Origin of the sequence: Rhodococcus yunnanensis NBRC 103083, assembly GCF_001895005.1 — a bacterium.
In the GTDB taxonomy this organism is placed as follows: domain Bacteria; phylum Actinomycetota; class Actinomycetes; order Mycobacteriales; family Mycobacteriaceae; genus Rhodococcoides; species Rhodococcoides yunnanense.
In genome coordinates, this window is the sequence record NZ_BCXH01000004.1 from 143,263 (window position 1) to 166,746 (window position 23,484).

Below are 23,484 nucleotides of genomic sequence, written 5' to 3' on the forward strand. Positions count from 1 at the left end.
TCGTGATCAGTTGCCGCATCCGTTGAACGAACACACGGTGGGGTGACAGGTATCTTCGCGGCCTGCACCGGCTGATTGCAGGCACTTCATTGCTTGAAGTGTGCGTGATATGCCGATCCCCGCGGTTCGGAGAGCGCCGGTCACGCGGCTGACGTTCATCCGCGAGGTCGGTGCAGTGACCGACAATGCGCCCGCCAGCACAGCGTTGCCGCTGAACACCGGAACGGCAACACTCATGTATCCGAGACGTGTCTCCTCCACCTCGACGGCCAACTGGTCCTTGCGCATGCGTTCGAGTTGGCTGCCGAGTACCGACACCGACATCGTCGTGCGCGAGGTCAGGGCCGTGAAGCCCTGGGCCACAACCTCTTCGAAGACCTCCCGCGGCGAGAATGCCATGATGATCTTGCCGGTTGCGGTGCAGTACAGGGGGAGTCGACCCGCTACCCTCGAGTTCTCGTTGAGTCCGCGGTGTCCCACGATCTTCTCGATGTAGAGGACATCGAGCCCTTCTCGAACAGCGAAGTGAACGGTCTCCTGGGTGGCGAGGAGTAGGTCTTCCATATAGGGGAGTGCCGCGTCGCGCAGTATTCGTTGGCGCGGCACCATCTGACCCAGCTCGAAGAGACGGAGCCCGAGTCGATACTTGGTCCCCGCGCGTTCGAGCAAACCCCACTCGACGAGTTCGCCTGCCAGTCGATGCACGCTTGCCTTGGCCACTCCGCTACGACGAGTCAGCTCGGTCAACGACAGGTCGGTGTTCTTGCTGTCGAAAGTATCGAGTATGAGGCGAGCCTTGCCCAACACGGACGTCATGTCCGATACGGCCGCCGTCGGACGGGGCACCGTCTCGAGCCGAAGCGACCTGGCGGAGTCGATCGGTATCGACCCAGGCCGTGTTGTTTCGGGCTGTGTCACTTCAGGAACTGCGGAAGACATCGCTCACCTCTGTCGTCGAAATGCGGATCCTTCTGCCCCCTACCCCTTACGTTAAGCCCTTGTTCACCCGTTGCATCGCTGAACCGGTCCGCTCAGTGGACTCGTTTCGAGTTGTTAACAATCGGACTCATTGGGGTGCGAACTCGGACACCACGTGAGTGTCGACTCCGATAGCCCCGATCTTGGCTGCACCGCCGGGGTTACCCACCGGTTCGGTACGTGTCGGCAGGATGTCGAGAAAGAATCGCTTGTTGTCCTCGCGGAACTCGGGGTCCGCTTTGCGATCGACGGTGATCGCTTCGACAGGACAGGCAAGCTCGCACGCGCCGCAGTCGATGCACTCCGCTGGATTGATGTAGAGCTTGCGGTCTCCTTCGTAGATGCAGTCGACCGGGCACTCCTCCATGCACGAGCGGTCTGTGTAGTCGATGCAGGCTTCTCCGATGACGAATGCCATGACTCATACTTCCTGTTCGGTGGAATGCCCAGGGAAGATCTCCGCTTCCGGGTCCAGTACTGCGGCGGCGTTGTTTACTGCGGTGGCTGCTTCGCCGAACCCGACGGCGATGAGGCGAACTTTGCCCGGGTAGTCGGTGATGTCACCGGCTGCGTACACGCGCCGGACGTTGGTCTCCATGCGGGTGTTCACCGCGATGTGGCGGTTGTCGATTGCGATTCCCCAGTCGCCGAGTGGCCCGAGATCGGCAGTGAATCCGAGGGATGCGATCACGGACTGGGTAGGTAGGGTTCGGGCCACACCGCTCTTGTCGGTGATCTCGACCTCGGTGATCCACCCGTTGCCGCGGACGGCGGACACGTCGGAGTTGACCAGGACCTGGACAGAACTGTCGAACACTCGGTCCACCGACGACTTGTGGGCGCGGAACTTGTCGCGTCGGTGCACCAGCGTGACCGATCGCGCTATCGGTTCGAGGTGTAGTGCCCAGTCGAATGCACTGTCTCCGCCGCCGACGATGACGACTTCGCGGTCGGTGTGTGCGGAGAGGTCCGGAACGAAGTAGCTCAGCCCGCGGCCGAGGAAGTCGATTCCCTTGGTCAACGGGCGGGGGGTGAATGCTCCGATACCTCCGGTGATGACCACCGCGCCGGCAGAAATCCTGTGGCCCTTGTCCGTTCCGACGGTCACAGTTGCATCGGCATTGTGGTCGAGTGTCGATGCTCTCGCGCCGAGGATGTAGTTCGGATGGTAAGGGGCGGCTTGTGTCAGAAGTCCATCGACGAGGTCACGTCCCTTGACGGAGGGGAATCCGGCGATGTCCAGGATCGCCTTCTCCGGGTACATCGCACTGACCTGCCCGCCGGGCTCGTCCAATGCGTCGACGATGGCGACACTCAGGCCTCGGAAGCCCGCGTAGTAGGCGGCGTACAGCCCGGCCGGTCCGGCGCCGATGATAACTATGTCGACCGACAGGTCCAGCGAAGAAGTCATACCTGAACGTTAAACACAGTGCGGCGCAGGGCATATGAAATCGGTCCGGTCAGTGGACTGAATCTGCCCTGCTTCGGCGATGACAAACGGGCCCGTACGACATGCGTCGTACGGGCCCGTTCCGGATCGACGGCGCCGATCACCTCGGGCCGGCCTTCGTGCCATTCAGGCGATCGTGCCTGCTCTGTCGGCGATCACTTCACGCCGTATCGGCCGAGGAATCTCGTGGACAGGATCCGCAGGATGCGATCGAACAGGAAGCCCATGATGCCGAGGGTGATGATGCCGACGAACGTCCAGTCGATACGGCCGTAGTTGCGAGCCTGCCAGATCATCGATCCGATTCCGGCGTCGGCCGCGACGATCTCCGCCGATACGATCGTCAGAAAGCTGTTGCCCATTGCCAACCGAGCGCCGGTGACGATTCCAGGCACGGTGGACGGCAGGACCACTGTCTTCATGATCTGAAGTCTGCTCGCTCCCAGATTTGCTGCTGCTTGGAGCTTGTTCTCGTTGGTCGCCACGGTGGCTGCGATAGTGCTCACGGTCACGATGAACACCGAGGTGTAGAAGATGAGAACGACCTTCGACGTCTCGCCGATTCCGAACCAGACCACGGCCAACGTGACGAACGCGATGGGCGGGATGAATCGGAAGAATTCAATGTACGGATCGAGCAGTTGACGCACGAAGTTGATGCGCCCCATGAGGATTCCCACGGGTGCTCCGACGACGACGCCGAGCGCCCAGCCGATCAGAATGCGCTGTGCGGAGGCCTGGATCGATGTCCACAGAACCCCGCTGTCGGCAAGCTCCCGCGCGGCCGAGACGACCTGTGTCGGCGACGCCATGGTGGTGGGCCCGTACCACCAGGCGAGGAAGGACCAGATGGCGAATCCGATGGCTGCGGAGGTGGCGAACAATGCGCCGGTGCGCATCGCCGATTTACCGGCGTCGAATGCCCTCCCGCTTCGTCCGTTCTTCGTCGCTGACGAAGGTGCAGTTCTGCCTGCGATGACGGCGGTCATAGCTGGTCCTCCTCGATTCCTTGGTTGCGCAGCGATGCAACCACTTCCGCACGAATATCGTCCCTCAGCCGTTCGTAGAGGTCGATGACGGCGGGATGGTTGCGGTCTCGCGGTCGAGGAGCGTCGACCTGATAGACACTCTTGATTCGCGCGCTCGGCCCGGCAGTCATGACGATGACGCGGTCGGCCAGTGTGATGGCCTCGTCGATGTCGTGGGTGACGAACACGACCGTGCACCCTGTTCGCCGCCAGATTCCGTCCAGCTCTATCTGCAGGACCTGCCTGGTCTGTGCGTCCAATGCTCCGAACGGCTCGTCCATGAGTACGAGGCGCGGTTGATTGGCCAGCACACGGGCGATCTGTACGCGCTGTTTCATGCCGCCCGACAGCTGGGTCGGAAACTTCTCTCCCGCATGTCGCAATCCGACCATCGCCAGATACTCGGCCGCGAGGGCAGCCTGTTCGGATTTGCTCGCGCCGTGCATCCTCGGACCGTAGGCGACGTTCTGGCTGACCGTCATCCACTCGAACAGTGCTTCGGAGCTCTGGAAGACCATGCCCGCGTGAGTGTTGTTGCCCTTCACCGGCGCACCGTCGCAGGTGATGTCTCCTGAGGCCACGTCGGTGAAGCCGGCAAGGGCCGACAGCAACGTCGACTTTCCGCAGCCGCTCGGACCGAGCAGGCACACGAACTCGCCCGGGCGGATGTCGAGATCGATCCCGGATACCACCTCCAGTTCGCCGAATCGTATGGCGACGTCGCGCGTCTCGATCGGAACACCGTCTATCGTGTCAACACTCATCAGGATCCTTCCGTCGACCAACCGACGAGAATCGTTGCGTTCAAATCGGGTTGGGTGTTCATTGCGCCGATCTCGGTGTAGAAATCGACGATGGATTGAGCGTCGGCGACGCTGGCTGCGGTCAGATCTTCTACAGCGAAGTCGATCTGATCGATGGCCGTCAAGGTTTGTTCCTCGTCGGAGTTCACCGCTGTCATGGTTGCCTGTGCGGCGGCATCGGGATCGGCCTGGACGTTCTCGGCGGCCTGCTCCAGAACGTCGTGTACCTTGCGCGCGGTGTCCTCGTTGCCGTCGAGCCAGGACTGCGTGGTGAGGGCCCAGTGGTGGTACAGCCAGTCGAAGTCGCCCGTGGTGGCCACGACCCTGCCGGTGCCCTGGTCGATGGCCGCTGCCGGCCACGGCTCCCAGAGCACGTAGCCGTCTATGTCCCCGCGGCTGAGCAGCGCGGGCATGTCGGTCGGGGTAGCAGTGATCATCTCGACGGAATCGGGGGAGACCCCGTTCGCTTCGAGGTATTTGACGGTGGAGATCTGGCTCAGGCCTGCCACGACGCCCATCTTCCTGACGGCCTTCGCGTCGTCGACGCCGTTGCGCAGGACCACCTTGATGTATTCACCTGACGACTCGTAGGTGTACATCGCCCGCAGTGAAGGGTTCTGCTGCAGTTGGGCGATGGTCGTGGTGTCCGAGCTGCCTGCCATCTGCACCTGACCGGTGGAGAGTGCGTCGACGGCCTCACCGCCACGGCCGAACTGCACCAGCTCGACGTCGAGTCCGGCGTCCTCGAAGAGTCCCTGCTTGTCCGCCAGGAAGAATGGTGCGTAGGAAGCGTCGACGCCGACGGCGATACGGATGCTTCCGGACGAACTTTCTGCCGCTGCCGTTTCGGTCGCCGGACGGCTGCATGCGCCGGCGAACAGCGTTGTGATCGCTGCCATTGCGACAAGACTCGTCCTGCCGACTGTCGATAGTGGGGGCATGGGGCGCACGCTTCCTGTTCGTAGGTTCTTGGCCGCAAACGCGGTGGCTGTAGCCGAAAAGCTAGTTGCGCTCCGAGCTGGCGCCCACCAACTCGGTCCACCGTATGGACCCGCCCAACGAACTTACGCCACAGCAACTTACGTAGGTCAATTCGGCATCCGTCGGAAATATCGTTGAAACATCGAGACCGAAAACGCAACATTGCGGCGTGTCGGCGATTACACTTCGACGGCGTTCCGACACCTGATGTCGTGGGATCAAGATCGTTTTCGCGCATGGGTTTTCGCTTGCCGCTGAACCCAGTGTGGCCGGCGACACCACAATCGGTGTCGCCGGCCACACTGGGTACGAACGCGAAGTCTCAGGAGTTAGCTGCAACCTTCTGCAGAAACTCGAGGCTCAGAGGGTTGTAGCGAGCGAACTGCTCGTGCTGCGGCCAGTGGCCGCATCCCTCGAACAGTTCGAGGCGGGCTCCGGGGATGTCGGCTGCCATCTTGCGGGCCTCGGGCACGTCGCCGAACGGGTTCTGCTGGCCCCACACCACGAGAGTCGGGACCGTGATCTTCGCAAGCCGGTCGGGGCGGAGGAGGTTTCGCTGGCGGGTCTCCATCTCCTGAAGGGAGAGGAGATTGTCGATGTTGGCCACGAAGTCGGGCTGGTGGTAGATACGGTGGCGCACCTGGACCAGCTCCTCGGTTGCATTGGCGGGGTCGTGCATGAGCAGGTGCATACGGGACCGGGTCAGCTCGATGTCGTCGGTCGTCACCGCACGCCTGGTCGAAGTCTTGATCCGTTCCATGACCTCGGGATTCGCGACGGTACCGCCTGCGGCCAGCAACTGCAGGCTCAGGACTCGTTCCGGAAGTTCGGTCGCGAGGTACGCCGCGACCCAACCGCCGAGCGACTCTCCGACCAGGTGCGCCTTCGAGAGTCCGACGGCATCCATGTATGCGACGAGATGATCGACGTAGCGCGGGATTTCGTACGGGTAGTCGGGCTTGCCGGTGTATCCGTGTCCGAGCATGTCGATGGCATGGCACTCGTAGTACGGGGCGTGTGCCGCGAGGTTGCGAGCGAATGCTTCGAGGTGTCCGCTGGTGCCGTGCAGGAAGATCACGGCTTCGTCACCCGCACCGGTCTGCAGTGAACGAGTCGCGATTCCACCGGCATCGACGGTCTTCACCGTGAAGTCCAGTCCTGCCAGTTCGGTCCATATGCTCATGAGGTCTCCACTTTCTCTGTATTGGCGGTTGATTGCCGAGGGTCGAGAACCACGATTCCCATGCCCGTCAACCATTCCGGAATTGCTTCGTACGCAATGCGTTCGGCGTCGATGTCATCGAGCATGGCGGACATCATCAGCCAGGTGCGCAGTTCCTGGGCGCCGTTGCCGGCCTGTGTGTCGATCATCTCGCTCGTGTAGTCGGCGAGCTCGGCGGCACTGCCCTTCTCGAAGAGCCGAAGTACGTAGTCGTCGAAGGACGGGGTGATCGCAGCCTCCGCCGCACGGATAATCTCGCGGCGACGAACGTCGTAGTCCGCCCAGTTCTCGCGTCCGTCGAGCCACGCGCGGACCATGAAGTCCTCGTCGGCGCCCTGCGGGTCGCGCCAATCCGGCCACGGCAGGCGGTGCGACAATCCGCCGGACGCAATCACTACCACTCGTTTGTCCGAGCCCTCACGTTCCAACGAGTCCTTCAGTGCCGCAGCAAGATCTCGGCAGCGGGCGAACGTGGGAAGTGGCGGCGCGAAGACATTCACCACGATCGGAACGATCGGAACATCGATTCCGTCGAGAAGGTACTGGATGGCGTGAGACTGGCCATGGTCGATCTGCAGTCGCGCCGAGAATGCCGGATCGAACCTGCCGCCCTCGACGATGTCGCCCGCGAGATGGCGGGCAAGCTCGACGTCGACCCGCTGTGGACCCTTCGGTGTGCCGGATTCGCCGCTGGAGATGCATTCCCCGACCCCGATCGTGAAGGCGGGAATGAGATCGAGCCAGAAGCCGCGAAAATGGTTGGAACCCAACAGAATGACGACGTCGGGCCGAGCCTCTGCAATTCGATCACGAGTGGATGCGAGTCCGTCGCGGAAGCGTTCGGCCTCGGCTTTGTGCGTCGTCTGCTCCCAGTGCGTGTTCATCAGAGTGCTGTGGGACGCGCCGACGCCCAGAACTATGGTGGCCATCTGTGTTCAGATCCCTACTTCGTCGAGTGAACGAGTTGTGGTGTCGATCGCAACGTCGATCAGGTAGTTCGTCAGCATCTGCGCCTGTCGTAGGTCCACGGTGTTCATTCCCATCGCGAAGTCCACCTCGAAGGGAGCGTCGACGACCTTCGGCATCCCGACGCGGACGGTCGGTATTCCGCGACTGCGCAGGATGTTGGCGTCGGTAGCGCCGCTCATGCCGTATCCGGGTTCATGTGGACGACCTTCGTGAGACTCCCATGCACGTATTGCGCTGCGCGTGAGCCACATGTCCGGATCGGAGGACTCGCCTGCGATGGACAGAATCTGTTCGACGTCGATGCGCAGTCCGCCGAGGTCCTCCGAGATGGCAGCGACGGCAGACATGAGTTCTCGTTTGGCAGCGGTCGGAGTGGTGCGCGGGCTCAACCGCAGGTCGACGGTCATCGTGACCTGCTCGGGGGTGAACGAGGCGGTCCGTGACCAACCACCGCGGATGTTGGCGACGATGCCCTGCGGGGACACCAGCCCCGAGGTGTGCGCGGCGCTGTACTGGGGGAACCACTGTTCGAGCGCCACTGCAACCTGTCCCGCGGCAGCAACGGGGTTGAGATAGGGCAGACGGTGCCGAGAGCCCACGTAGGTATGCGTTCCGTGGACCGTGATGTCGAACCATGCGAGACCCACCTCCTCCCACGACACGGACCACCCGGGTTTCGCGATCAGGGCGAAGTCGGCCCACACGCCCTGTTCGAGCATGAACGAGCAACCGACGCCCTGGCCGGTGTTCAGCCGTGGGTTGCCGACACCCGGCCGGGCATTGGTGGGCATACCGCCCGCACCGAATGCCGCGATCAGGCTTCCGGTGAGGGGGATATCGGCCGCTGCGATTGCTTCCACCGCAGCCAGGACACACGCCGCATGCCCCTTGGGGTTCGACGCTCCCAACCCGATGACGTAGTCGCCGTCGACCTGCGCCGACGCAAGCATGTCGGGGCGCAGGTGGTCTCCGGCGGCGGGAATGTCCTCGTCGTGGTTGCCGGTGGTGACGGTGTCGATGGGCGCGTAGAGCATCAGGTCGGGTCCGGTGCCGCGCCCGCGGACCCGGCCCCAGGAGTTCGCCTGACGGTCGTCGATCTCCATGGTGCGCGCGTCGAGGCCTGCGGCAGTCATCGTTTCGGTGAGGTGACGGGCCAACGCCGACTCGTCACCGGTCGGACTTGCGATGTCCACGAGGCCGACGACTATCTCGCGCAGTCGATGTCGATCGACCAGGTTCTGCGCCTTCGTTGTCCACTCCCGGCGCTGAGCGTCGGCGTCGACGGTTGCCGGAGCGGTCACGGGTTGACCTGGTGGATCTGGGTATTGGAATGTTCGGCCACGAACGCCCAGAGGTATCGAGCACCCACGGTGAGGACAGCTCCTGTCGTCGCGGCAGCTACGAGCTTCAGCATCTGGTTCTCCTTGTCATTGGTCGGGGGTGTCGGCAACGGAGCCGTTCGGTCGCTGGGCAGGCGCGCGTCGTTCTCGTGGCGCCCGTACGACGGGCTTCGGTGCGAATTCGGCTGCTGCAGCGAGCTTTGCGGTGTATTCCTCTTCGGCGAGGTTCCGCCACGTCGTCAATGAGACGTCGGGGCGATACAGCTTCTCGGGCGGTGCGTCGGTGACCTCGACCATCCAGGCGTCCTGGCCGGAGAACTGGCCGTGGAACAGCCAACGAATCGCACCGAGGTACTTGGCGTAGAACTTGGCCTTGCCGAGACCGGAGACGAAGTTGACCATCAGACCGACATAGCGGTGATTCTCGTCGTCGACGGGGACGTAGAACTCGTAGTGAACGAAGTTCGGGTACGCGATTCGAAGAATGCCCGGCATGGCGAGGGAAGCGAAGCCGGGGAAGTTCTGCGCAGCGATCACTGGATTGATCTCGGTGCCCGCTCCCGTGTTCCCGATGTTCGAGACCTTGGACTCGTCGGGCGTCTTCTTCCACCACCGCTTGCTGGTCCACGTCCCGACGCCGGGGAAAGTGGCCTCCCAGTACACCTCGTCCTGGACCCGGAAGATCCACCTGCCTTCGGGGATTATTCGGGTGATGTTCCATGTCGGCATCGGTTTGAACAACCGCCACAGCGATGTTCTATGCAGATACTTGGCGTGGCCTTCGTCGAACCCGTTCTCGCAGGCGAATCGCCAGTCGCCCTGACGCGGTTGGATGCGACCGCCGATGATCCCCGAGTTCTCGACGAGTTCCCGCGGCAACTGCTCGTCGATCGAGGTGGGAGGTTCGTCGCCGATGGGCAGGTACACCCAGGTCAATCCGAGACGTTCCTCGACGGCGTAGGTCTTCACCGACAGTTTGCCGCAGATCTTGGAATCCGGTCCGTCGGTGATGACGGCGGCGAGCAGGCCGGTATCGAGTTTGAACGTCCAGCCGTGATACGGGCAGCTGACCGTACCGGGAAACTGCTGATCGCCCTCGGACAACGGGACGCCGCGGTGCGGGCAGCGGTCGTGGAGGGCGTAGATCGTTCCTCCGTCACGCATCAGCATCAGCTTTTCCCCGCCGAGCATGAAACTCTTGGGGTCCTCGGTGATGTGGCTGGACCAGCTGACGGGATACCAGTAGCCCCGATACCCGCTGCTGGCGGCGTTGTATTCGGGCCAGGCCGTCCAGTCCTGCCTGCCCGCTGCGCGCGGACGCTGCAGTTCACGTGGTGCGGCCGAAGTTCCGGTCGCGTCGACATTGGTCATGGGAGTCCTCTCGAAAAGGCAAGCGCAATAGAGGAATCTTGAGGCAGGCGGAGGTCGGTCCCCAATGGATCCGGTTCACTGAGCAGACCCGCCGGGTCGATGGGTGTCGGAGACGTCGGTGGGTTTGCTGGCCGGACCCGACGAATGTGGCCATCGGCGCCTGGTCGGCCATCATTGAATCCTCGACGAGATAAAGGGGCTGCCTATGACCAAGGAACAGAGTGCGACATCCGCGGAGCCCGAATCACGCCTGCGGGTCTCGGTTGACGGCGCTACCGCGACGATCGTCATCGATAGACCACCTGCGAACGCGTTCGATCCTGCGTTGATCGCCGAGTTCATCGATACGCTTCCAGCGGTGCTCGATTCACCGGACGTGCGATGCGTGGTCGTGCGGGGGACCGGCCGGTTCTTCATGGCCGGGGCCGATATCTCGGTGATGCGGGAACTGACGGAGGAGACCCAACGTGCGATGCGCCCATGGGTCGATGTCCAGAACCTCCTGGTCGACGCCCCCAAACCGGTTATAGCTGCGATCAACGGACACGCTCTCGGTGGTGGAGCCGAACTGTCGCTCGCCTGCGATCTGCGCATCATGGCGGAGTCCGCGACCATCGGCTTCCCTGAGATTTCCCTTGGGCTCTTTCCTGGTGCAGGCGGGAGTCAGCGACTACCTCGTCTCATCGGCGCGCACCGTGCGATGCTGCTGATGATGGAAGGAACGAGGTTGTCGGCGTCCGCCGCCCTCGACTACGGACTGGTCGATCTGGTGGTACCGGACTCCGATTTCGATGCCGCTGTCGCGGAGCGCGCGGCGAGCTACGCCTCCAAGCCCACTGCTGCGATCGGCCTGCTCAAACGAACAGTCCGCGACGGTGCTTCGCTTCCACTCGACCGGGCCCTCGACCTCGAATTCGACGCAGTGCTCGACCTGATCACCACAGACGATGCGGCCGAGGGACTTCAGTCGTTTCTCGACAAACGTCCCCCGAACTTCACCGGTCGCTGATCTGCACCGACGGCGATATCTATCGAAAGGTATTCGAATGTTTTCACTCCGCACTCGACCGACACTGGGGCGAGCACTTGCTCTCGGTATCGCGTCGGTGACCGTACTGGCCGCAGGGTGTACGCGCCCGGCAACAGAGGACGCGGCCACGTCGGAACGAGTCAGGATCTCGGTCGGTGTCGATGCCTCGTACGCACCGATCTTCCTTGCCGACAGCGAAGGAATGTTCGACGCAGCAGGTCTCGACGTCGAGGTGATACAAACCGAAGGGGGTGCGGCCGCCGCGCAGAACGTGGTGGCCGGAACCTCGGAGCTGTCCGGGAACGCCGATTCGACGGCGTTGACGGTGATGGCAGCCAACCCCGGCCTCCGTGCACTCGGTGTGTTCCAGGATTCCGACCGCTACTTCCAGGTCGTACTGCGTGAGGGGCTCGCTCCGGCCGATATCACCACGATGGGCGTGTTCCCGGGCATCGGGCTGTACTTCACCGATCTCTACCTGCGCAGTCTCGGGATCGATCCCGCCGAAACAACGCTCGTGACGACGTCTCCACCGGAGCAGCCTGCATTGCTGGCCCGCGGCGACATCGAGGGTTTCATCTCGTTCGACCCGTGGGTCGCTCAGGCCGAGGCGTCGGGTGGCAACGTGGTAGCCACGACGGGTGATTTCGGAGCCAAGTACTCGCAGTGGATCATCGGATCCGAGGGATGGCTAGCGGCCAACGAGGAACTGGCGGGCAAGGTGTTCGGCGTCATCGCCGAGGCATCGGCGATCGTGGACGAAGATCCCGATCGCGCGGCCGCAGCGACCGCATCTGCGATCCAGATCGACGAAGCCGCGGCCAAGGCGCAGGTGACCCAGATCGACTTCGGTGGGCGGGACTTCACCGATGCCGACATCGAGCAGGCACAGAGCTTGGTTGACTTCTTCACCGCCCAAGGCGTTCTCGCTGCTGATGTCGATCCGTCGACGGTGTTGTTGCGAGGCTGGGTGCCCGAGCACACATAGTGACCGAACGGGTTCGGGGCGAGACTTCTCGCCCCGAAACCCGCTGGTCCGAAGCTAGTGCTGGTCCGAAGCTAGTGGATCGATACGATTGCCCGGCCCGTGGCGCACAGGGCGCCATCGTCGGAATGCTCGTTCATCGTCAGAATTGCTGTGCCGTGGGTACTTTCGGTGACCATCCCGGTCACGACGAGTGTCGCTCCCACGTATGCGGGGGCTCGGTTCTGCCAACTCAACGACATGACCCGCCCGGTCGGTCCTGCGAATGTCGCCGCAGCCCGATGGAACAGTGCGCCCTGCAGCTGTGCCATCACGACCGGACCCGACAGACCTTCGGTCCTGGGATAGGCGTCGTCGTAGTGGATTCGGTGCGCATTGTGTGTCACCGCACCGAAGCGCAGCACACGAACAGGATCTGTTGTCAGGGAGAGTGGTTCGAGCTCTCGGCCGTCGATGTCGTTGCTGATCTCGCTCATCGGACGATGAAGGTTTCTCGTACGTGAGCGAGTGGTCCCGACGTCGATGACGAGTACACCTTGGACATCACCAGGAGCAGGAATTCCGCCCCTGGCTTGCCTTTTCGCTCGACCGTCGCCATCGTGCGTTCCACCGTGATGACATCACCGGCCGTGGGCACGGCAACGAAGTCGAGGGATTGGCCACCCGCCATCAGGCGTACGTCGAGTCCCGTCGTTCCGGGGACCTCGTCGGCGAACATGCCGTCCGGTCGGTACTCGTCGTCACGCCCTCCTTCCGGGCCTCGGAGGATGCTCGGTAGATACATCGGGTGCACGGTGAAGTCGGCTCGGTCGGCATCGAGATATCGCGGGTCGGTCTCGGCGCAGGCACGAGCGAACGCGATGGCCTCGGCAGCCCGCAGTTGGCCCAGCGAGCGCGTCTGCGTTTCGCCGAGCACCTTCTTCGCGTTCGACTCGGCGGTGTCCAGATCGGATCTCATGAGTTCGACGGTAAGGCCTTCTCGACGCGCCAGGTGAGTGCTGTGGACCGCAGAGCGGACCCGTTCCCTTTCCTGGAACGGCGGTGGTGGATTGACTGTTCCTATGGCACAACGACCCCCAAGTTTGTACGCGACCGCCGATGGCGTGAAGTATCACTACCACGAGCTCGGTGACGGAGATCCCGTCGTGTTTCTTCACGGCGGCGGACCCGGATGTACGGCGTGGTCCGACTTCGGCCCCGTCGCGGAGCTGTTCGCCGCGCAGCGCCGCGTGATACTCGTCGATATCCTCCAATACGGACTCTCCGACAAAGTGACCATCACCGGTCCGATGTGGGATTTCCACGCAGCGAAGACGGTTGCGCTGCTCGATGAACTAGGGATCGAGCGCGCAGACTTCGTCTGCAACTCCTGGGGCGGAACGATTGCACTGAATCTCGCGGCGAAGTATCCCGATCGTGTTCGGTCTGTGGTTGTCACTGGCAGCATGCCCGTGTTCTACGGCCCACTTGCGCCGCTACCGGAAAACGGTCGGCGGGGGCGCAATGCGCGTGATGTGTACTACGGCGGCACGGGGCCGTCGAAAGAGAAGATGCGTGAGCTGATCACCCGCCTCGAATGGTTCGACGGTGACGCGCTACCGGACGAGACCGTCGAGATGCGCTATCGGCAGAGTCTCGATACCGACGAGATGGCTTTGGCTGCTGCGTCGGACAATCCGCGTGGCGATTGGCAGGACCTCACAGTCGAACTCGGACAGATCGAGGCACCTGTGCTCTTCGCATGGGGCATGTTCGACGCGTTTCTCACCCCCGACTATCCGCTGATGCTCGCCCGCATGATCCCGAGGGGCCAGCTCTACATCATGGATCGCGCGTCCCATCACCTTCAGGAAGAGCGCCCGGACGACTACCACGCCGTCGTCTCGGGATTCCTCGATCAGCAACTCTGAAAGAGAAAGGCCGACATGCAGTCCTGCAGATCGAACTATGTCGATTCGTCTTTCGGGCAGCTCCACTTTACCGAGCAAGGGCACGGGCCGGTTCTGCTGCTGCTGCATCAGGCGCCCCGATCGTGGGACGAGTTTCGTGAGTTCCTCCCTCTCATGGCGCCACACCGTCGCGTCATCGCCATGGACATGGTTGGTTACGGGGCGAGCGCAGCGCTCGAGGCGCCGCACACCATCGAGCTGTATGCACAGTCGGCGCTCGAACTGCTCGACGGTCTCGGCATTGCGTCCGCAGATGTACTCGGACATCACACCGGCGCGTTGGTCGCACTCGATCTTGCCGCGAGGATGCCGCATCGGGTCGACCATCTGATCTTGTCGTCCTGCCCCTACACCGGGCCGGATCAGCGGAAGTCGCGGGCACGCGCCGGCGGCGTCGACCAGGTCGAACAGAGCGAAGATGGGCAGCATCTGCTGCAACTGTGGCAGTTGCGGCTGCCGCACTATCCGCACCCGGCTGCTCCGCTGTTGGACCGCTTCGTTCACGATGCGCTGGCCCACCGGGGCGACCCGGCCGAGGGGCACAAGGCGTGCGGTCGTTACCGGATCGAAGACACCATCGGTTCGGTCAACGCACCGACTCTGCTCTTGGGCGCCTCTGCGGACACCTTTGCGATGCCGCACATGGAGGCGCTGCACAATGGCCTCGAAAATTCGGTGGCGCTGCACTCGGCTGTGGTCGACGGGGGCACAGTCGCGTTCTTCGAAGACAAGGCCCCTGAGATCGCCGAGGCGTCGCTCGCCTTCCTGACGCGAGAGCAGCCTCTCGCCGAGACACAGTGATATCGAGTTACCGGGATCGGCCGGCTGAACGGCCTCGCCTACAGGTAGAGGGTCCGTAGACAGCGGTGCTTCGTTACTGTGGTCCAACCGGAGGTCGGCTCCGGCCGTACGGTCCGATGCTGGGGGGAAGCGATGACCGAGCCGCTGACAGTCGAAGACGATCTGGCGATCCGCCGGACGCTGGCGTTGTTCTCGCACGTCTTCGACAACGGTAGGCACGATCTGCTGCACCTCGTGTTCACCGACGACATGGTCCTCGAGAACACCGTCGGAAACGGTTTCGTGCACAACGGAATCGACGAGGCCGCGCAGTTCACACGGAACTTCCAGGTAGGGACTGTCGATCATCACACCGTCGACTCGGTGATCTGGCGGGACGTCGGCGGGACGGTGCGGGCACGTAGCCGGTATCTCGCCACGGTCGCCGACGGCGCCGTCCACGGCGGCGACTACTTCGACGAACTCGTTCGCACGTCGGAGGGATGGCGGATTCGGTACCGACTCACCGTTCCGCGCATCCCTCCGTTCGAACGACGGCCGGTCAGCCGGGAATTCCTGGAGCAGTGGGATCCCGACACTATCGCTGGTTAACCCGTGTTCGTCGAGCAGTCGCTTTCCGGGCTACTCAGTACCCCTCGAGCTGTGGGGGCATCAGAGGGCTGATCCGTCTGGACGCTATGTGCCATCCGGTGTCGGTGCGACGGTAGGTGTCTTCGTTGAGACAGAAGCACTTGACGGTTGCGCCGTCCTTGTTGTGGCCGTCTTGGAGGAGGTAGTTGCTTCCGTGGGCTTCGTCGGGACCGTCGAATTCGATGAGGAAATTGCTGAACAGGTGCATCTGGTCAGCCATGACTTCTTGGTTGTGCGAGAAGAACTCTCGTATCGCTTCTGTGCCCGAGTAGCTCTCGAGTCCCATCGGTCCGGCGTCGAACACCGCGTCGGGTGCGTACGGTGCCATGAGAGCGTCCATGTCGAAGCGGTCGAGACCGAGCGCGTATCGGGCAGAGAGCATTCGGATCTCTTCGATGTCGGCGACGATGTTCTGGCCCGATGTCGCTGTGGTCATGCGTCCTCCTGGAGTTGGGTTGGGGGAGTTCATTGTTCCGTGGATGCTTGGCGTGAGAGAAAGCCGTCGCCCAGCATCCGCTCCGGCCAGATGAAGTTGAGACTTTGTCGGAGGATCTTCCATCCCTCGTCGGTCCGGCTGTACGACTCTTCGTACACGCCGAGCCAGTACAGCGGGTTTCCGCCTGGTCGGATCTGATCGCCGGTGACGAAGTCGAGGAGGTACACCAGCCCAGTGGCGGAGTCCTTGCCGGTGAGTTCGACGGTGTGGTTGACGACGACGTGGAGATTGGAAAAGTATCCGCTCGCGTAGAAGGGTTCCTCCGCCGCGGCGAAGTTCTTCTTGAATTCGGATCGGTCCGTCCAACTCCCGTACGGACCGAAATCGCAGACGGCGTCCGGGTGATAGAGGGCGACGAGTTCGTCGAGACGGCCGGCATCCAAGTACTTCGAACCGAGGGTTCGGGCTTGTTTGATCGACTCGATGTCGAGCAGTTCTTCGATGGTCATGGAGTCACTGTTTCTTTCGGTGGTTGTCGGAGAATCGAAGGGCTGAAGTCACGGCCATCCAGGCACTGCTGGTCCACGTCCGCCGACTGCGGCGATGTAGTCGGTGTTGGCCGGTCGCTTTTCCCCCCAGACGATCTCGAAGACAAGCTTCGAGATCTTCCACCGACCTTCGTGGCGCACAAGCTCGTTGTGGTAGCGCGCAATGAGGAAGCAGACTTCGTCATCGCCGGCGAACTTCTCGTAGGAGTTGTGATAGACAAGCGATTTCGCGGCGTCACCCTGTATGTCGATGCTGTACACGCTCAGCATGTGATGTTGCCATTCACACGTCTTGGTGAACTCCGTCATCCAGTCGATGACGGCCGATGCGCCCTGAACGGGTTCTCCATTGCCGTACTGCGCCCACAGATCGGGGTGAAGGATGTCGTGGAGCTTGTGCATCTGGCCCGAGTCGATGCTCGACGCGTAGCTGTACAGCAACTCTTCGATTGCTGTTCTGTCCTCGGTCTTCGCATTCTGCTTCACTGTTTTCTGCTTCACCGCGTCCTGTTCCACTGTGCTCATCGGGCATCTCCGGTTTTGGTCCATACACTCTTGATCTGCGTCAGCTCGTCGATCGAGGCTGCTCCGAGATTTCGTCCGTGTCCCGAAAGTTTGACTCCGCCATAGGAAACCGACGGGTAGACCATCTGGTAGCTGTTGATCCACACCGTGCCTGCGTGCAGTGCGGCCGACACCCGCTGGGATGTGTCCAGATCCGAGGTCCATACCCCTGCCGCGAGACCGTAGTCGGTGTCGTTGGCGATTTGTACGGCCTCGGCTTCGTCCTCGAACTCCAGGATCGCCATGACCGGCCCGAAAATCTCCTCCTGTGCTATGCGCATGTCGTTGGTCACTCCTGTGAAGACCGTCGGTTCGTGGAAGTAACCGGGGATGTCCAGACGAGATCCACCGCTGGCCACCGTGGCACCTTCGTCTCGCCCGATCTGGACATACGAGCTCACACGCTCGAGCTGTTCGGAAGACACCACCGGCCCGAGCTGCGTGGAGGGATCGAAGCCCGACCCGATGTTCATTCCCTCGGTGCCCTTCAGTACTGCAGCCAGGAATTGGTCCTTGATCGAACTATGCACGAGGACACGGGATCCGGCCGTGCACACCTGTCCTGATGTGCCCCATACCGCCATTTGCGACGCGGCGGCAGCGGCCTCGATGTCGGCGTCGGGGAACACGATGAATGCGCTCTTTCCGCCGAGTTCCAACGACACTCGCTTGACGCGCTTCGATGCCGCTGCCTGGATCGCGCTGCCGGTGGGTACCGATCCGGTGAACGAGATCGCGTCGACACCACGGTGGGCCACCAGTGCGGCTCCGACCGACGAGCCCGGTCCCTGCAGGACATTGAATGCACCTGGAGGTATTCCTGCCTCGAAGGCAATTTCCGCCATCAGTACTGCCGTCATCGGTGTCTGCTCGGCCGGCTTCAGGATCACCGAATTTCCGGTTGCCAATGCCGCTGCCACGGAACCGAATACACTGATCGGTCCGTTCCACGGCGTGATCAGGCCGATGACTCCGATCGGAATTCTCTCCTGTCGCACCGAAAAGTTCGGTGGTGCCGGTGGAATCGAACCGTTGATCTTCGTCGGCCAGCCCGAGTAGTAGTCGATGCCGTTGGCGGCGAAATCGACGGTGAAGTCGACGTACCACCTCAGCAATCCTGCATCGATGACGTCGAGCTCGGCGACCTCATCGCGACGTTCGAGAAGTAGCTGGCTCATCCGCCGGAGTCGACGCTCTTTGTCCTGTGGGTCCAGCAGCCGCCAGGTGCCGTCGTCGAATGCCTTGCGTGACGACGCTACTGCGCGGTCCACGTCTGCTTCGCCGCCCAGTGCTGCGCGTGCCACCGACTCGCCCCGTGCGGGGTCGACGATGTCCATCGTTCGTCCGTCGAGGGAGGGTACGACCTGTCCGTCTATCACGTGCCCGAAGATCTCTCTCGCCAATGTCGAGCGTGCGGCTTCGGAGATGGGGTAGTTGTACATGTATTCGTCCTCGTCTTCACTCCGTGATCGACCACCGATATCAGCCGAAGTGACTTCAGTTTAGATAGATCCGGACCTGTGTGTCAACGGTCACAATCGAGAAATATCGGCGGTCGAGGAAGTGAGACACGAGCGTGTAGTGATGCGAAAAGTACTGTGCCCAGGCGTATCCGAGAAATCAGATCGCGGCGCCCGTTCTGTACCCCTCCGCGATGGCGTGACTGATTCTGCGCGGCGAGACGGCGTCGCCGATGAGGGTGACGTTGTCGCTCGGAGTGAGGCCGAGTGTTGATACCGGAACGCGGGGTCGATGCCACACCGTCAGTGCGTCATCGACGTGAACGTCACCGATCCCGAAGGCCGGTCGTAGAATCAGCGGTTCTGCCGGGTCCACGGGGAGAACAAGCGATGTTGCCATCCGTAGATCGACGCGGACGGATCCGAGTCTGGCGAGAAGCGGTCCGGCGCTCTCTGCGGGCACCCGCGATGCCAATGCCGTCAACGGCGACGCGAATGTGACGTCCCATCCTTGCAGCGCCAACGCCTCTGCAGCGCTGTAGGCGGGCCAGAAGCCGTCGGACTCGTCGTACACGACGGCGCGACGACTCGTGATGTTCGGGAGACGACCGAGCAACACGTCGTCCACGGACGCCGACGGTCGCCCGCCGAGCTCCGGGGGTGGACCGGCAACCCGACTCCCGGTGGCCACCACGATGTGATCTGCCATACCGAGTATGTCGGCTACGTCATCGATGTCGATTCCGGCCGAGAGGTTCACCTCGACCTTCAGGCGTCTGAGTTCACGCTCCAGGTAGTCGACGACGTCGATCAGAGTGGCCCGATGCGGGGATGCGGCGGCGACACGGACGGCGCCCCCCAGAACGGTGTCTCTTTCGAAGACGGAGACTCGGTGACCACGTCCCGCGGCCACCCGCGCAGCTTCCAGTCCTGCAGGGCCGCCGCCGATGACGACCACATCTTTCGACTCGGGCGCCCTGACGCCAACTCCTGGGTGCCTGCCTCGGCCGATCTCGGCGTTGACGGCGCACTGCAGATGCGGATCGAAAGCGCGGCAATCCTGATTGATACCAAGGCATCCGCGTATTTCGTTCAGGCGACCGGACTGCGATTTGATGGGTAGGTCGGGATCTGCGATCAACGCGCGTGCCATCCCCACCATGTCGACGTGTCCGGATTTGATGGCGTGATCGGCCGTCGCGGCATCACGAATTCTCTGCCCGACCAGGGTCGGTACGCCCGTCGCTGCGCGGACTTTCGCTGCGGACGGAATGGCGACTGCGTCGGGACCGGTGGAATCCTTGACGTATTTACCGCGCGTGCCGTGAGTGATGCTGAAGTAGTCGATTCCGAGACCGGCCAGATTTTCCGCTACCCGGACGCAGTCGTCGATATCCATACCACCGGGGATCTCTTCTTCTCCGCTGAGGCGAACACCGAGCACGAATCCGGCAGGCATCACCGATTTCATTGCCTCGACGACCATTCGGGGAAATCGCATCCGGTTCTCGAAGGACCCACCGAAACTGTCGGTTCGCTGGTTGGTCAGCGGCGACATGAACTGTGCAGGCAGGTAACCGTGGGCGGCATGCACCTCGGCTCCATCGGCGCCCGCTCGCACCAGGTTGAGGGTCGAGGTGCGCCATCCTTCGACAATGTCCTCGATCTCGGCGATGGTCAGCTCGTGCGGTGGATACGCGTCACGGACGGTCTTGATGGGTGATGGCGCCGATGGCGGCGCATCGGACTCGCCGCCGATGAACTCGCGCCCGAGATGACAGAGTTGACCGATGAATCGAGATCCGTGCGCGTGGATTACGTCGACTTTTGCCGTGGTGGCCGGGATGAACTCGTCACGGTATGCCTCGACGAGCTTTCGTGAGCGGAGGGTTGTGGTGGGGTGAACCACGGTGGCCCCGCCGATGATCAGGCCCACGCCCCCTGCGGCGAGTCGCTCGAAGTGGTCGGTATCCCCGTGTGTGGGCACGCCGTGTTCGGCCATGCTGGTGCCTGCAGGCAGTGCGACCAGTCGGTTCTTGATCGTCGTTCCGCCGATGCGAAACGGTGAAAACAAGTGCGGGAATTGGTGATCCATGAATGTCCTCCGCTCTGATCCGGGTGCGTGCTCTGCGTGGTCGACGACCTACAACCGGCAGAGTGTCTTTCCTCTGGTGCGGCCGTTCAGCATCTCGATGAGTGCGAGCGGAGCGCTGCCCAGGCCGTCGTAGACTGATTCCTCGTAGAGCATCGTGCCGTCGCGCAGGCCAGGACCGACGATCGAACGCATGGAATCGTAGAGGTGGTTGTAGGCGCCGGCTCGAAAACCGTTGATGCGAAGACTCTTTGCGGTGATCTGGAACAGGTTCGACGGCATCGGTGCAGTGGTCCCGTACGTCGAGACCGCGCCGCACATCGCGATCCGGCCGTGTGGTCGTAAGTGGTCGAGCGCCGCCGAGAAATGGCCACCGCCGACGTTGTCGAAATACGCGTCGATCCCGTCCGGTGCTGCGTCGGCCAGTAGGGCGCCCACGTCTCCGTCGTGGTGGTCGAAGGCGCGCGACGCCCCGAGCGCGTCCACGAGATAGTCGACCTTCTGCCGAGTTCCGGCCGATGCGACGACAGTGCAACCGTGCCGTCGTGCCAGCTGTGTTGCGATGCTTCCCACCGCGCCTGCGGCTGCCGAAATCCACACTGTGTCAGTGGGTTCGATGCCGAGGATCTCGAAGAGTCCGACGTAGGCGGTGAGGCCGGAACTTCCCAGCGGGCCCAGAAACCACTGCAGCGGCCACGTGCCTGGTTCCACCGTGGTCAGTGTTCCCGCCCCGCCCAGGCCACCGGCGGTGGCGGAGACGACGGCATAGTCGCGGTATCCGAGCATGTGCGAGACCGTGTCGCCCGGGACGAAGTCGTCGCTCCGAGAATCGACGACGACCCCCAAGGCCAGACCGACCAGTGGTTCACCGAGTTCGAAGCGCGGTAGATATCCCGATGGCACGACGTCGTCGAGTCGCAGCCGGATCGACGGATCGATGGAGAGCCAGGTGTTGCGGACGAGCACTTCGCCGTTCTCCAGAGTGGGCAGGGGCGACTCACGCACCTCGAAGTTCTGGGGCTCGAGTTGTGCGGCGGGGCGCGACGCGAGACAGATCTGTCGACTGTGCATGTGGATAAATCCTCCTCGGGGATTGCGCCGGGACAACATTTGATATGAATTCAGTTCCAGATGGTGTGAAAATAGCACGCGAACTCTAGAACTGAACTAGGTTCAAGCGAACCCGGATCGTCAAGGAGGTCAGCACATCGTGAGCTCAGCGACGACCCCGAGCCTCTTCGCGCCGTTGCGAACACGGAAGCTTCGCCGAATGCTGGGGTTCGAACTCAGTGCTGCCGTCGGCGTGTGGATACTGGTTCTTGCTGTTCAGTGGACGTTGACGGAGGCCGGAGAGTCTGCCCTGACCGTCTCCTCCGTGCAATTTGCGGCCAGTGTGCCGTTCTTTCTCCTGGCGTTGCCGATCGGCGCGGTCGCCGAGTTCGCGGGGCATCGCTTGCTGCTGACGGGAACGGCCGCTGTGCTCCTGGTCGTGTCCGTGGCGATGACAGTGTTGCAGCAGCTCGGGCTCGCCGTCACCCCGGTTCTGATGGCCGCTGTGTTCGTCGCCGGCTGCGGTCTGGCGTCGGTTGCGATCGTGTGGCAGGCGCTGCTGCCCAACTTGGTATCTCGGGAAATGATGGCGGTGGTTCCGGCAATCGACGGCGCGATCTTCAACGGTGCGCGCGCTGTCGGACCCGTTGTCGGCGGCGCGATTCTTGCGTCATGGGGGTCAGCCGCAGCATTCGCGACGGTTGCCGTTCTCTTTGCTCTGTGTGTGGTCCTGGCATCCACTCAGGTGCCGACCGCCTCGGGAAAGAGTCCGAAGAACGGATCCGTTCACGACGCAGTGAAGACGAGTCTTCGGTTCATCCGGCATTCACGATGGACGCGCCGATTGTTGTTGCGGGTGACGATGTTCGGAATTCCGGCAAGTTCGCTCTGGGCACTGCTTCCGGTCGTCGCCCATGAGCAGCTGAACGCAACGACATTCGAGTTCGGCATGCTGTCCGGTGCCATCGGTATCGGCGCGGTCGCCGGGACCATCGTTCTGATGCCGCTTCGTACTCGGTTGAGTTGGAACTCGTTCGTCGCGGTCGCTTCCGTGGCATACGCGGTGGTCTTGGCCGGTCTCGCGCTTGTGCCCTTATCGAGTGTTGTCTTCGTGCTACTGGTCGTCGTGGGCGCAGCGTGGGTGGCGGTGCAGAGCACCTGGATGATTGCTACTCACGCCGTCATGCCGTTGTGGATCAAATCGCGTGTGATCGCATTCGTGCTGTTGACCTTTCAAGGTAGCCAGGCCGTCGGGGCGCTGATGTGGGGATTTCTCGCCGACACGATCGGGCTCGTCGCTGCGGTCCTGCTCTCGGCTCTCGTCATGGCGATCTCGGCCATGGAAATCATCCGTTGCGGCATTCTGCCGAGCGAATCGATAGCTCCTGACCCATCAGGAGTGGAAGGCCCGCCCACGCTGCCCGAGGCATACGACGGTCGCAGGGTGATCGTCGAAACGACCTACCTGGTGGATCGCGGAAGAATCGACGAATTCCTTGCGCAGATGGGTGGGCTCAAATCGTCCAGGTTGCGCTTGGGTGCGGTCCGCTGGTCCATTGCCCAGTCAGCTCAGTCAGCTCAGTCAGCTCAGTCAGCTCAGTCAGCTCAGTCGGCCGAGATGTTCGTCGAGCTGTGCGCCTTCGAGGACTGGTCGGAGTACCAGGCTCAGGAGACGATCAGGCTGACCGTTCCCGAGCTTCGACTTCGCGCAGCCGTTGCTGCACATCTCGTGGCGGACCCATGCGTTCGAGTGTTGGTCCGCCCGTCCTCACTCTAGAAAACGACCAGAAACCGACC

The 23,484-nt window shown here is 62.5% G+C and carries 24 protein-coding genes; 6 read left to right on the plus strand and 18 right to left on the minus strand.

What is annotated here, in order from left to right:
- Positions 1-6: 6 nt before the first annotated feature.
- From RY1_RS08945 to RY1_RS08990, 10 genes are all read right to left on the minus strand, one after another.
- The gene (locus RY1_RS08945; protein WP_084727294.1) at positions 7-816 is read right to left on the minus strand and encodes an IclR family transcriptional regulator; all 810 of its coding nucleotides are present in this window, start codon (positions 814-816) and stop codon (positions 7-9) included.
- 250 nt (positions 817-1,066) lie between these two features.
- On the minus strand, positions 1,067-1,396 hold the full coding sequence (fdxA, locus tag RY1_RS08950; RefSeq protein WP_072803182.1) for a ferredoxin: 330 nt from the start codon (positions 1,394-1,396) through the stop codon (positions 1,067-1,069).
- Between the two features lie 3 nt (positions 1,397-1,399).
- On the minus strand, positions 1,400-2,389 hold the full coding sequence (locus RY1_RS08955) for an NAD(P)/FAD-dependent oxidoreductase (protein WP_072803183.1): 990 nt from the start codon (positions 2,387-2,389) through the stop codon (positions 1,400-1,402).
- A 194-nt stretch (positions 2,390-2,583) separates the two neighbouring features.
- Complete coding sequence (locus RY1_RS08960; RefSeq protein WP_072803184.1) at positions 2,584-3,417, minus strand: ABC transporter permease; 834 nt, start codon at positions 3,415-3,417, stop codon at positions 2,584-2,586.
- Positions 3,414-4,220 carry an ABC transporter ATP-binding protein gene (locus RY1_RS08965; protein ID WP_072803185.1) on the minus strand — a complete coding sequence of 269 codons (807 nt, stop codon included), beginning with the start codon at positions 4,218-4,220 and terminating at the stop codon, positions 3,414-3,416. The genes RY1_RS08960 and RY1_RS08965 overlap by 4 nt, the downstream gene beginning before the upstream one ends.
- Complete coding sequence (locus RY1_RS08970) at positions 4,220-5,158, minus strand: ABC transporter substrate-binding protein (protein ID WP_245819565.1); 939 nt, start codon at positions 5,156-5,158, stop codon at positions 4,220-4,222. The genes RY1_RS08965 and RY1_RS08970 overlap by 1 nt, the downstream gene beginning before the upstream one ends.
- 404 nt (positions 5,159-5,562) lie before the next feature.
- Positions 5,563-6,423, minus strand: a complete 861-nt coding sequence (locus tag RY1_RS08975) for an alpha/beta fold hydrolase (protein ID WP_072803187.1) — start codon at positions 6,421-6,423, stop codon at positions 5,563-5,565.
- The gene (locus RY1_RS08980; protein WP_072803188.1) at positions 6,420-7,391 is read right to left on the minus strand and encodes a DODA-type extradiol aromatic ring-opening family dioxygenase; all 972 of its coding nucleotides are present in this window, start codon (positions 7,389-7,391) and stop codon (positions 6,420-6,422) included. Before RY1_RS08980 ends, RY1_RS08975 begins: the two co-directional genes overlap by 4 nt.
- A gap of 6 nt (positions 7,392-7,397) precedes the next feature.
- Positions 7,398-8,732 carry a zinc-binding metallopeptidase family protein gene (locus RY1_RS08985; RefSeq protein WP_072803189.1) on the minus strand — a complete coding sequence of 445 codons (1,335 nt, stop codon included), beginning with the start codon at positions 8,730-8,732 and terminating at the stop codon, positions 7,398-7,400.
- A 126-nt stretch (positions 8,733-8,858) separates the two neighbouring features.
- Entirely contained in the window at positions 8,859-10,142 is a 1,284-nt protein-coding gene (locus RY1_RS08990; RefSeq protein ID WP_072803190.1) for an aromatic ring-hydroxylating oxygenase subunit alpha, read from the minus strand.
- Between the two features lie 205 nt (positions 10,143-10,347).
- Between RY1_RS08990 and RY1_RS08995 the strand changes: the two genes are divergently transcribed.
- Both RY1_RS08995 and RY1_RS09000 read left to right on the plus strand, forming a co-directional pair.
- A complete protein-coding gene (locus RY1_RS08995; protein WP_072803191.1) occupies positions 10,348-11,151 on the plus strand; it encodes an enoyl-CoA hydratase/isomerase family protein in 804 nt (267 codons plus the stop codon).
- 37 nt (positions 11,152-11,188) lie between these two features.
- Complete coding sequence (locus RY1_RS09000) at positions 11,189-12,160, plus strand: ABC transporter substrate-binding protein (RefSeq protein ID WP_072803192.1); 972 nt, start codon at positions 11,189-11,191, stop codon at positions 12,158-12,160.
- 71 nt (positions 12,161-12,231) lie between these two features.
- On the opposite strand, the gene RY1_RS09005 is transcribed toward RY1_RS09000, so the two are convergent.
- Positions 12,232-12,633, minus strand: coding sequence for a hotdog family protein (locus RY1_RS09005; protein WP_072803193.1), 402 nt, complete (start codon positions 12,631-12,633; stop codon positions 12,232-12,234).
- Positions 12,630-13,115: an FAS1-like dehydratase domain-containing protein gene (locus RY1_RS09010; protein ID WP_072803194.1), complete on the minus strand. Its 486-nt coding sequence runs from the start codon at positions 13,113-13,115 to the stop codon at positions 12,630-12,632. Before RY1_RS09010 ends, RY1_RS09005 begins: the two co-directional genes overlap by 4 nt.
- Before the next feature lie 103 nt (positions 13,116-13,218).
- On the opposite strand from RY1_RS09010, the gene RY1_RS09015 reads away from it, so the two are divergent.
- The 3 genes from RY1_RS09015 (at position 13,219) to RY1_RS09025 (ending at position 15,498) form a co-directional block, all read left to right on the plus strand.
- Positions 13,219-14,067 (plus strand): alpha/beta fold hydrolase, encoded by an 849-nt coding sequence (locus tag RY1_RS09015; protein ID WP_072803195.1) that lies wholly within the window; start codon positions 13,219-13,221, stop codon positions 14,065-14,067.
- Between the two features lie 15 nt (positions 14,068-14,082).
- A complete protein-coding gene (locus RY1_RS09020; RefSeq protein ID WP_072803196.1) occupies positions 14,083-14,907 on the plus strand; it encodes an alpha/beta fold hydrolase in 825 nt (274 codons plus the stop codon).
- A gap of 132 nt (positions 14,908-15,039) precedes the next feature.
- Positions 15,040-15,498, plus strand: a complete 459-nt coding sequence (locus tag RY1_RS09025; protein ID WP_072803197.1) for a nuclear transport factor 2 family protein — start codon at positions 15,040-15,042, stop codon at positions 15,496-15,498.
- 34 nt (positions 15,499-15,532) lie between these two features.
- On the opposite strand, the gene RY1_RS09030 is transcribed toward RY1_RS09025, so the two are convergent.
- From RY1_RS09030 to RY1_RS09055, 6 genes are all read right to left on the minus strand, one after another.
- Positions 15,533-15,973, minus strand: a complete 441-nt coding sequence (locus tag RY1_RS09030; RefSeq protein WP_072803198.1) for a nuclear transport factor 2 family protein — start codon at positions 15,971-15,973, stop codon at positions 15,533-15,535.
- A gap of 29 nt (positions 15,974-16,002) precedes the next feature.
- Entirely contained in the window at positions 16,003-16,482 is a 480-nt protein-coding gene (locus RY1_RS09035; RefSeq protein WP_072803199.1) for a nuclear transport factor 2 family protein, read from the minus strand.
- A gap of 48 nt (positions 16,483-16,530) precedes the next feature.
- Positions 16,531-17,046 (minus strand): nuclear transport factor 2 family protein, encoded by a 516-nt coding sequence (locus tag RY1_RS09040; RefSeq protein WP_072803200.1) that lies wholly within the window; start codon positions 17,044-17,046, stop codon positions 16,531-16,533.
- Positions 17,043-18,527 carry an aldehyde dehydrogenase family protein gene (locus RY1_RS09045; protein ID WP_072803201.1) on the minus strand — a complete coding sequence of 495 codons (1,485 nt, stop codon included), beginning with the start codon at positions 18,525-18,527 and terminating at the stop codon, positions 17,043-17,045. Before RY1_RS09045 ends, RY1_RS09040 begins: the two co-directional genes overlap by 4 nt.
- A gap of 178 nt (positions 18,528-18,705) precedes the next feature.
- The gene (locus RY1_RS09050; RefSeq protein WP_072803202.1) at positions 18,706-20,640 is read right to left on the minus strand and encodes an oxidoreductase; all 1,935 of its coding nucleotides are present in this window, start codon (positions 20,638-20,640) and stop codon (positions 18,706-18,708) included.
- Between the two features lie 48 nt (positions 20,641-20,688).
- Entirely contained in the window at positions 20,689-21,708 is a 1,020-nt protein-coding gene (locus RY1_RS09055; RefSeq protein WP_072803203.1) for an NADP-dependent oxidoreductase, read from the minus strand.
- 139 nt (positions 21,709-21,847) lie between these two features.
- On the opposite strand from RY1_RS09055, the gene RY1_RS09060 reads away from it, so the two are divergent.
- Positions 21,848-23,464 (plus strand): MFS transporter, encoded by a 1,617-nt coding sequence (locus tag RY1_RS09060; protein ID WP_072803204.1) that lies wholly within the window; start codon positions 21,848-21,850, stop codon positions 23,462-23,464.
- Positions 23,465-23,484 lie beyond the last annotated feature (20 nt).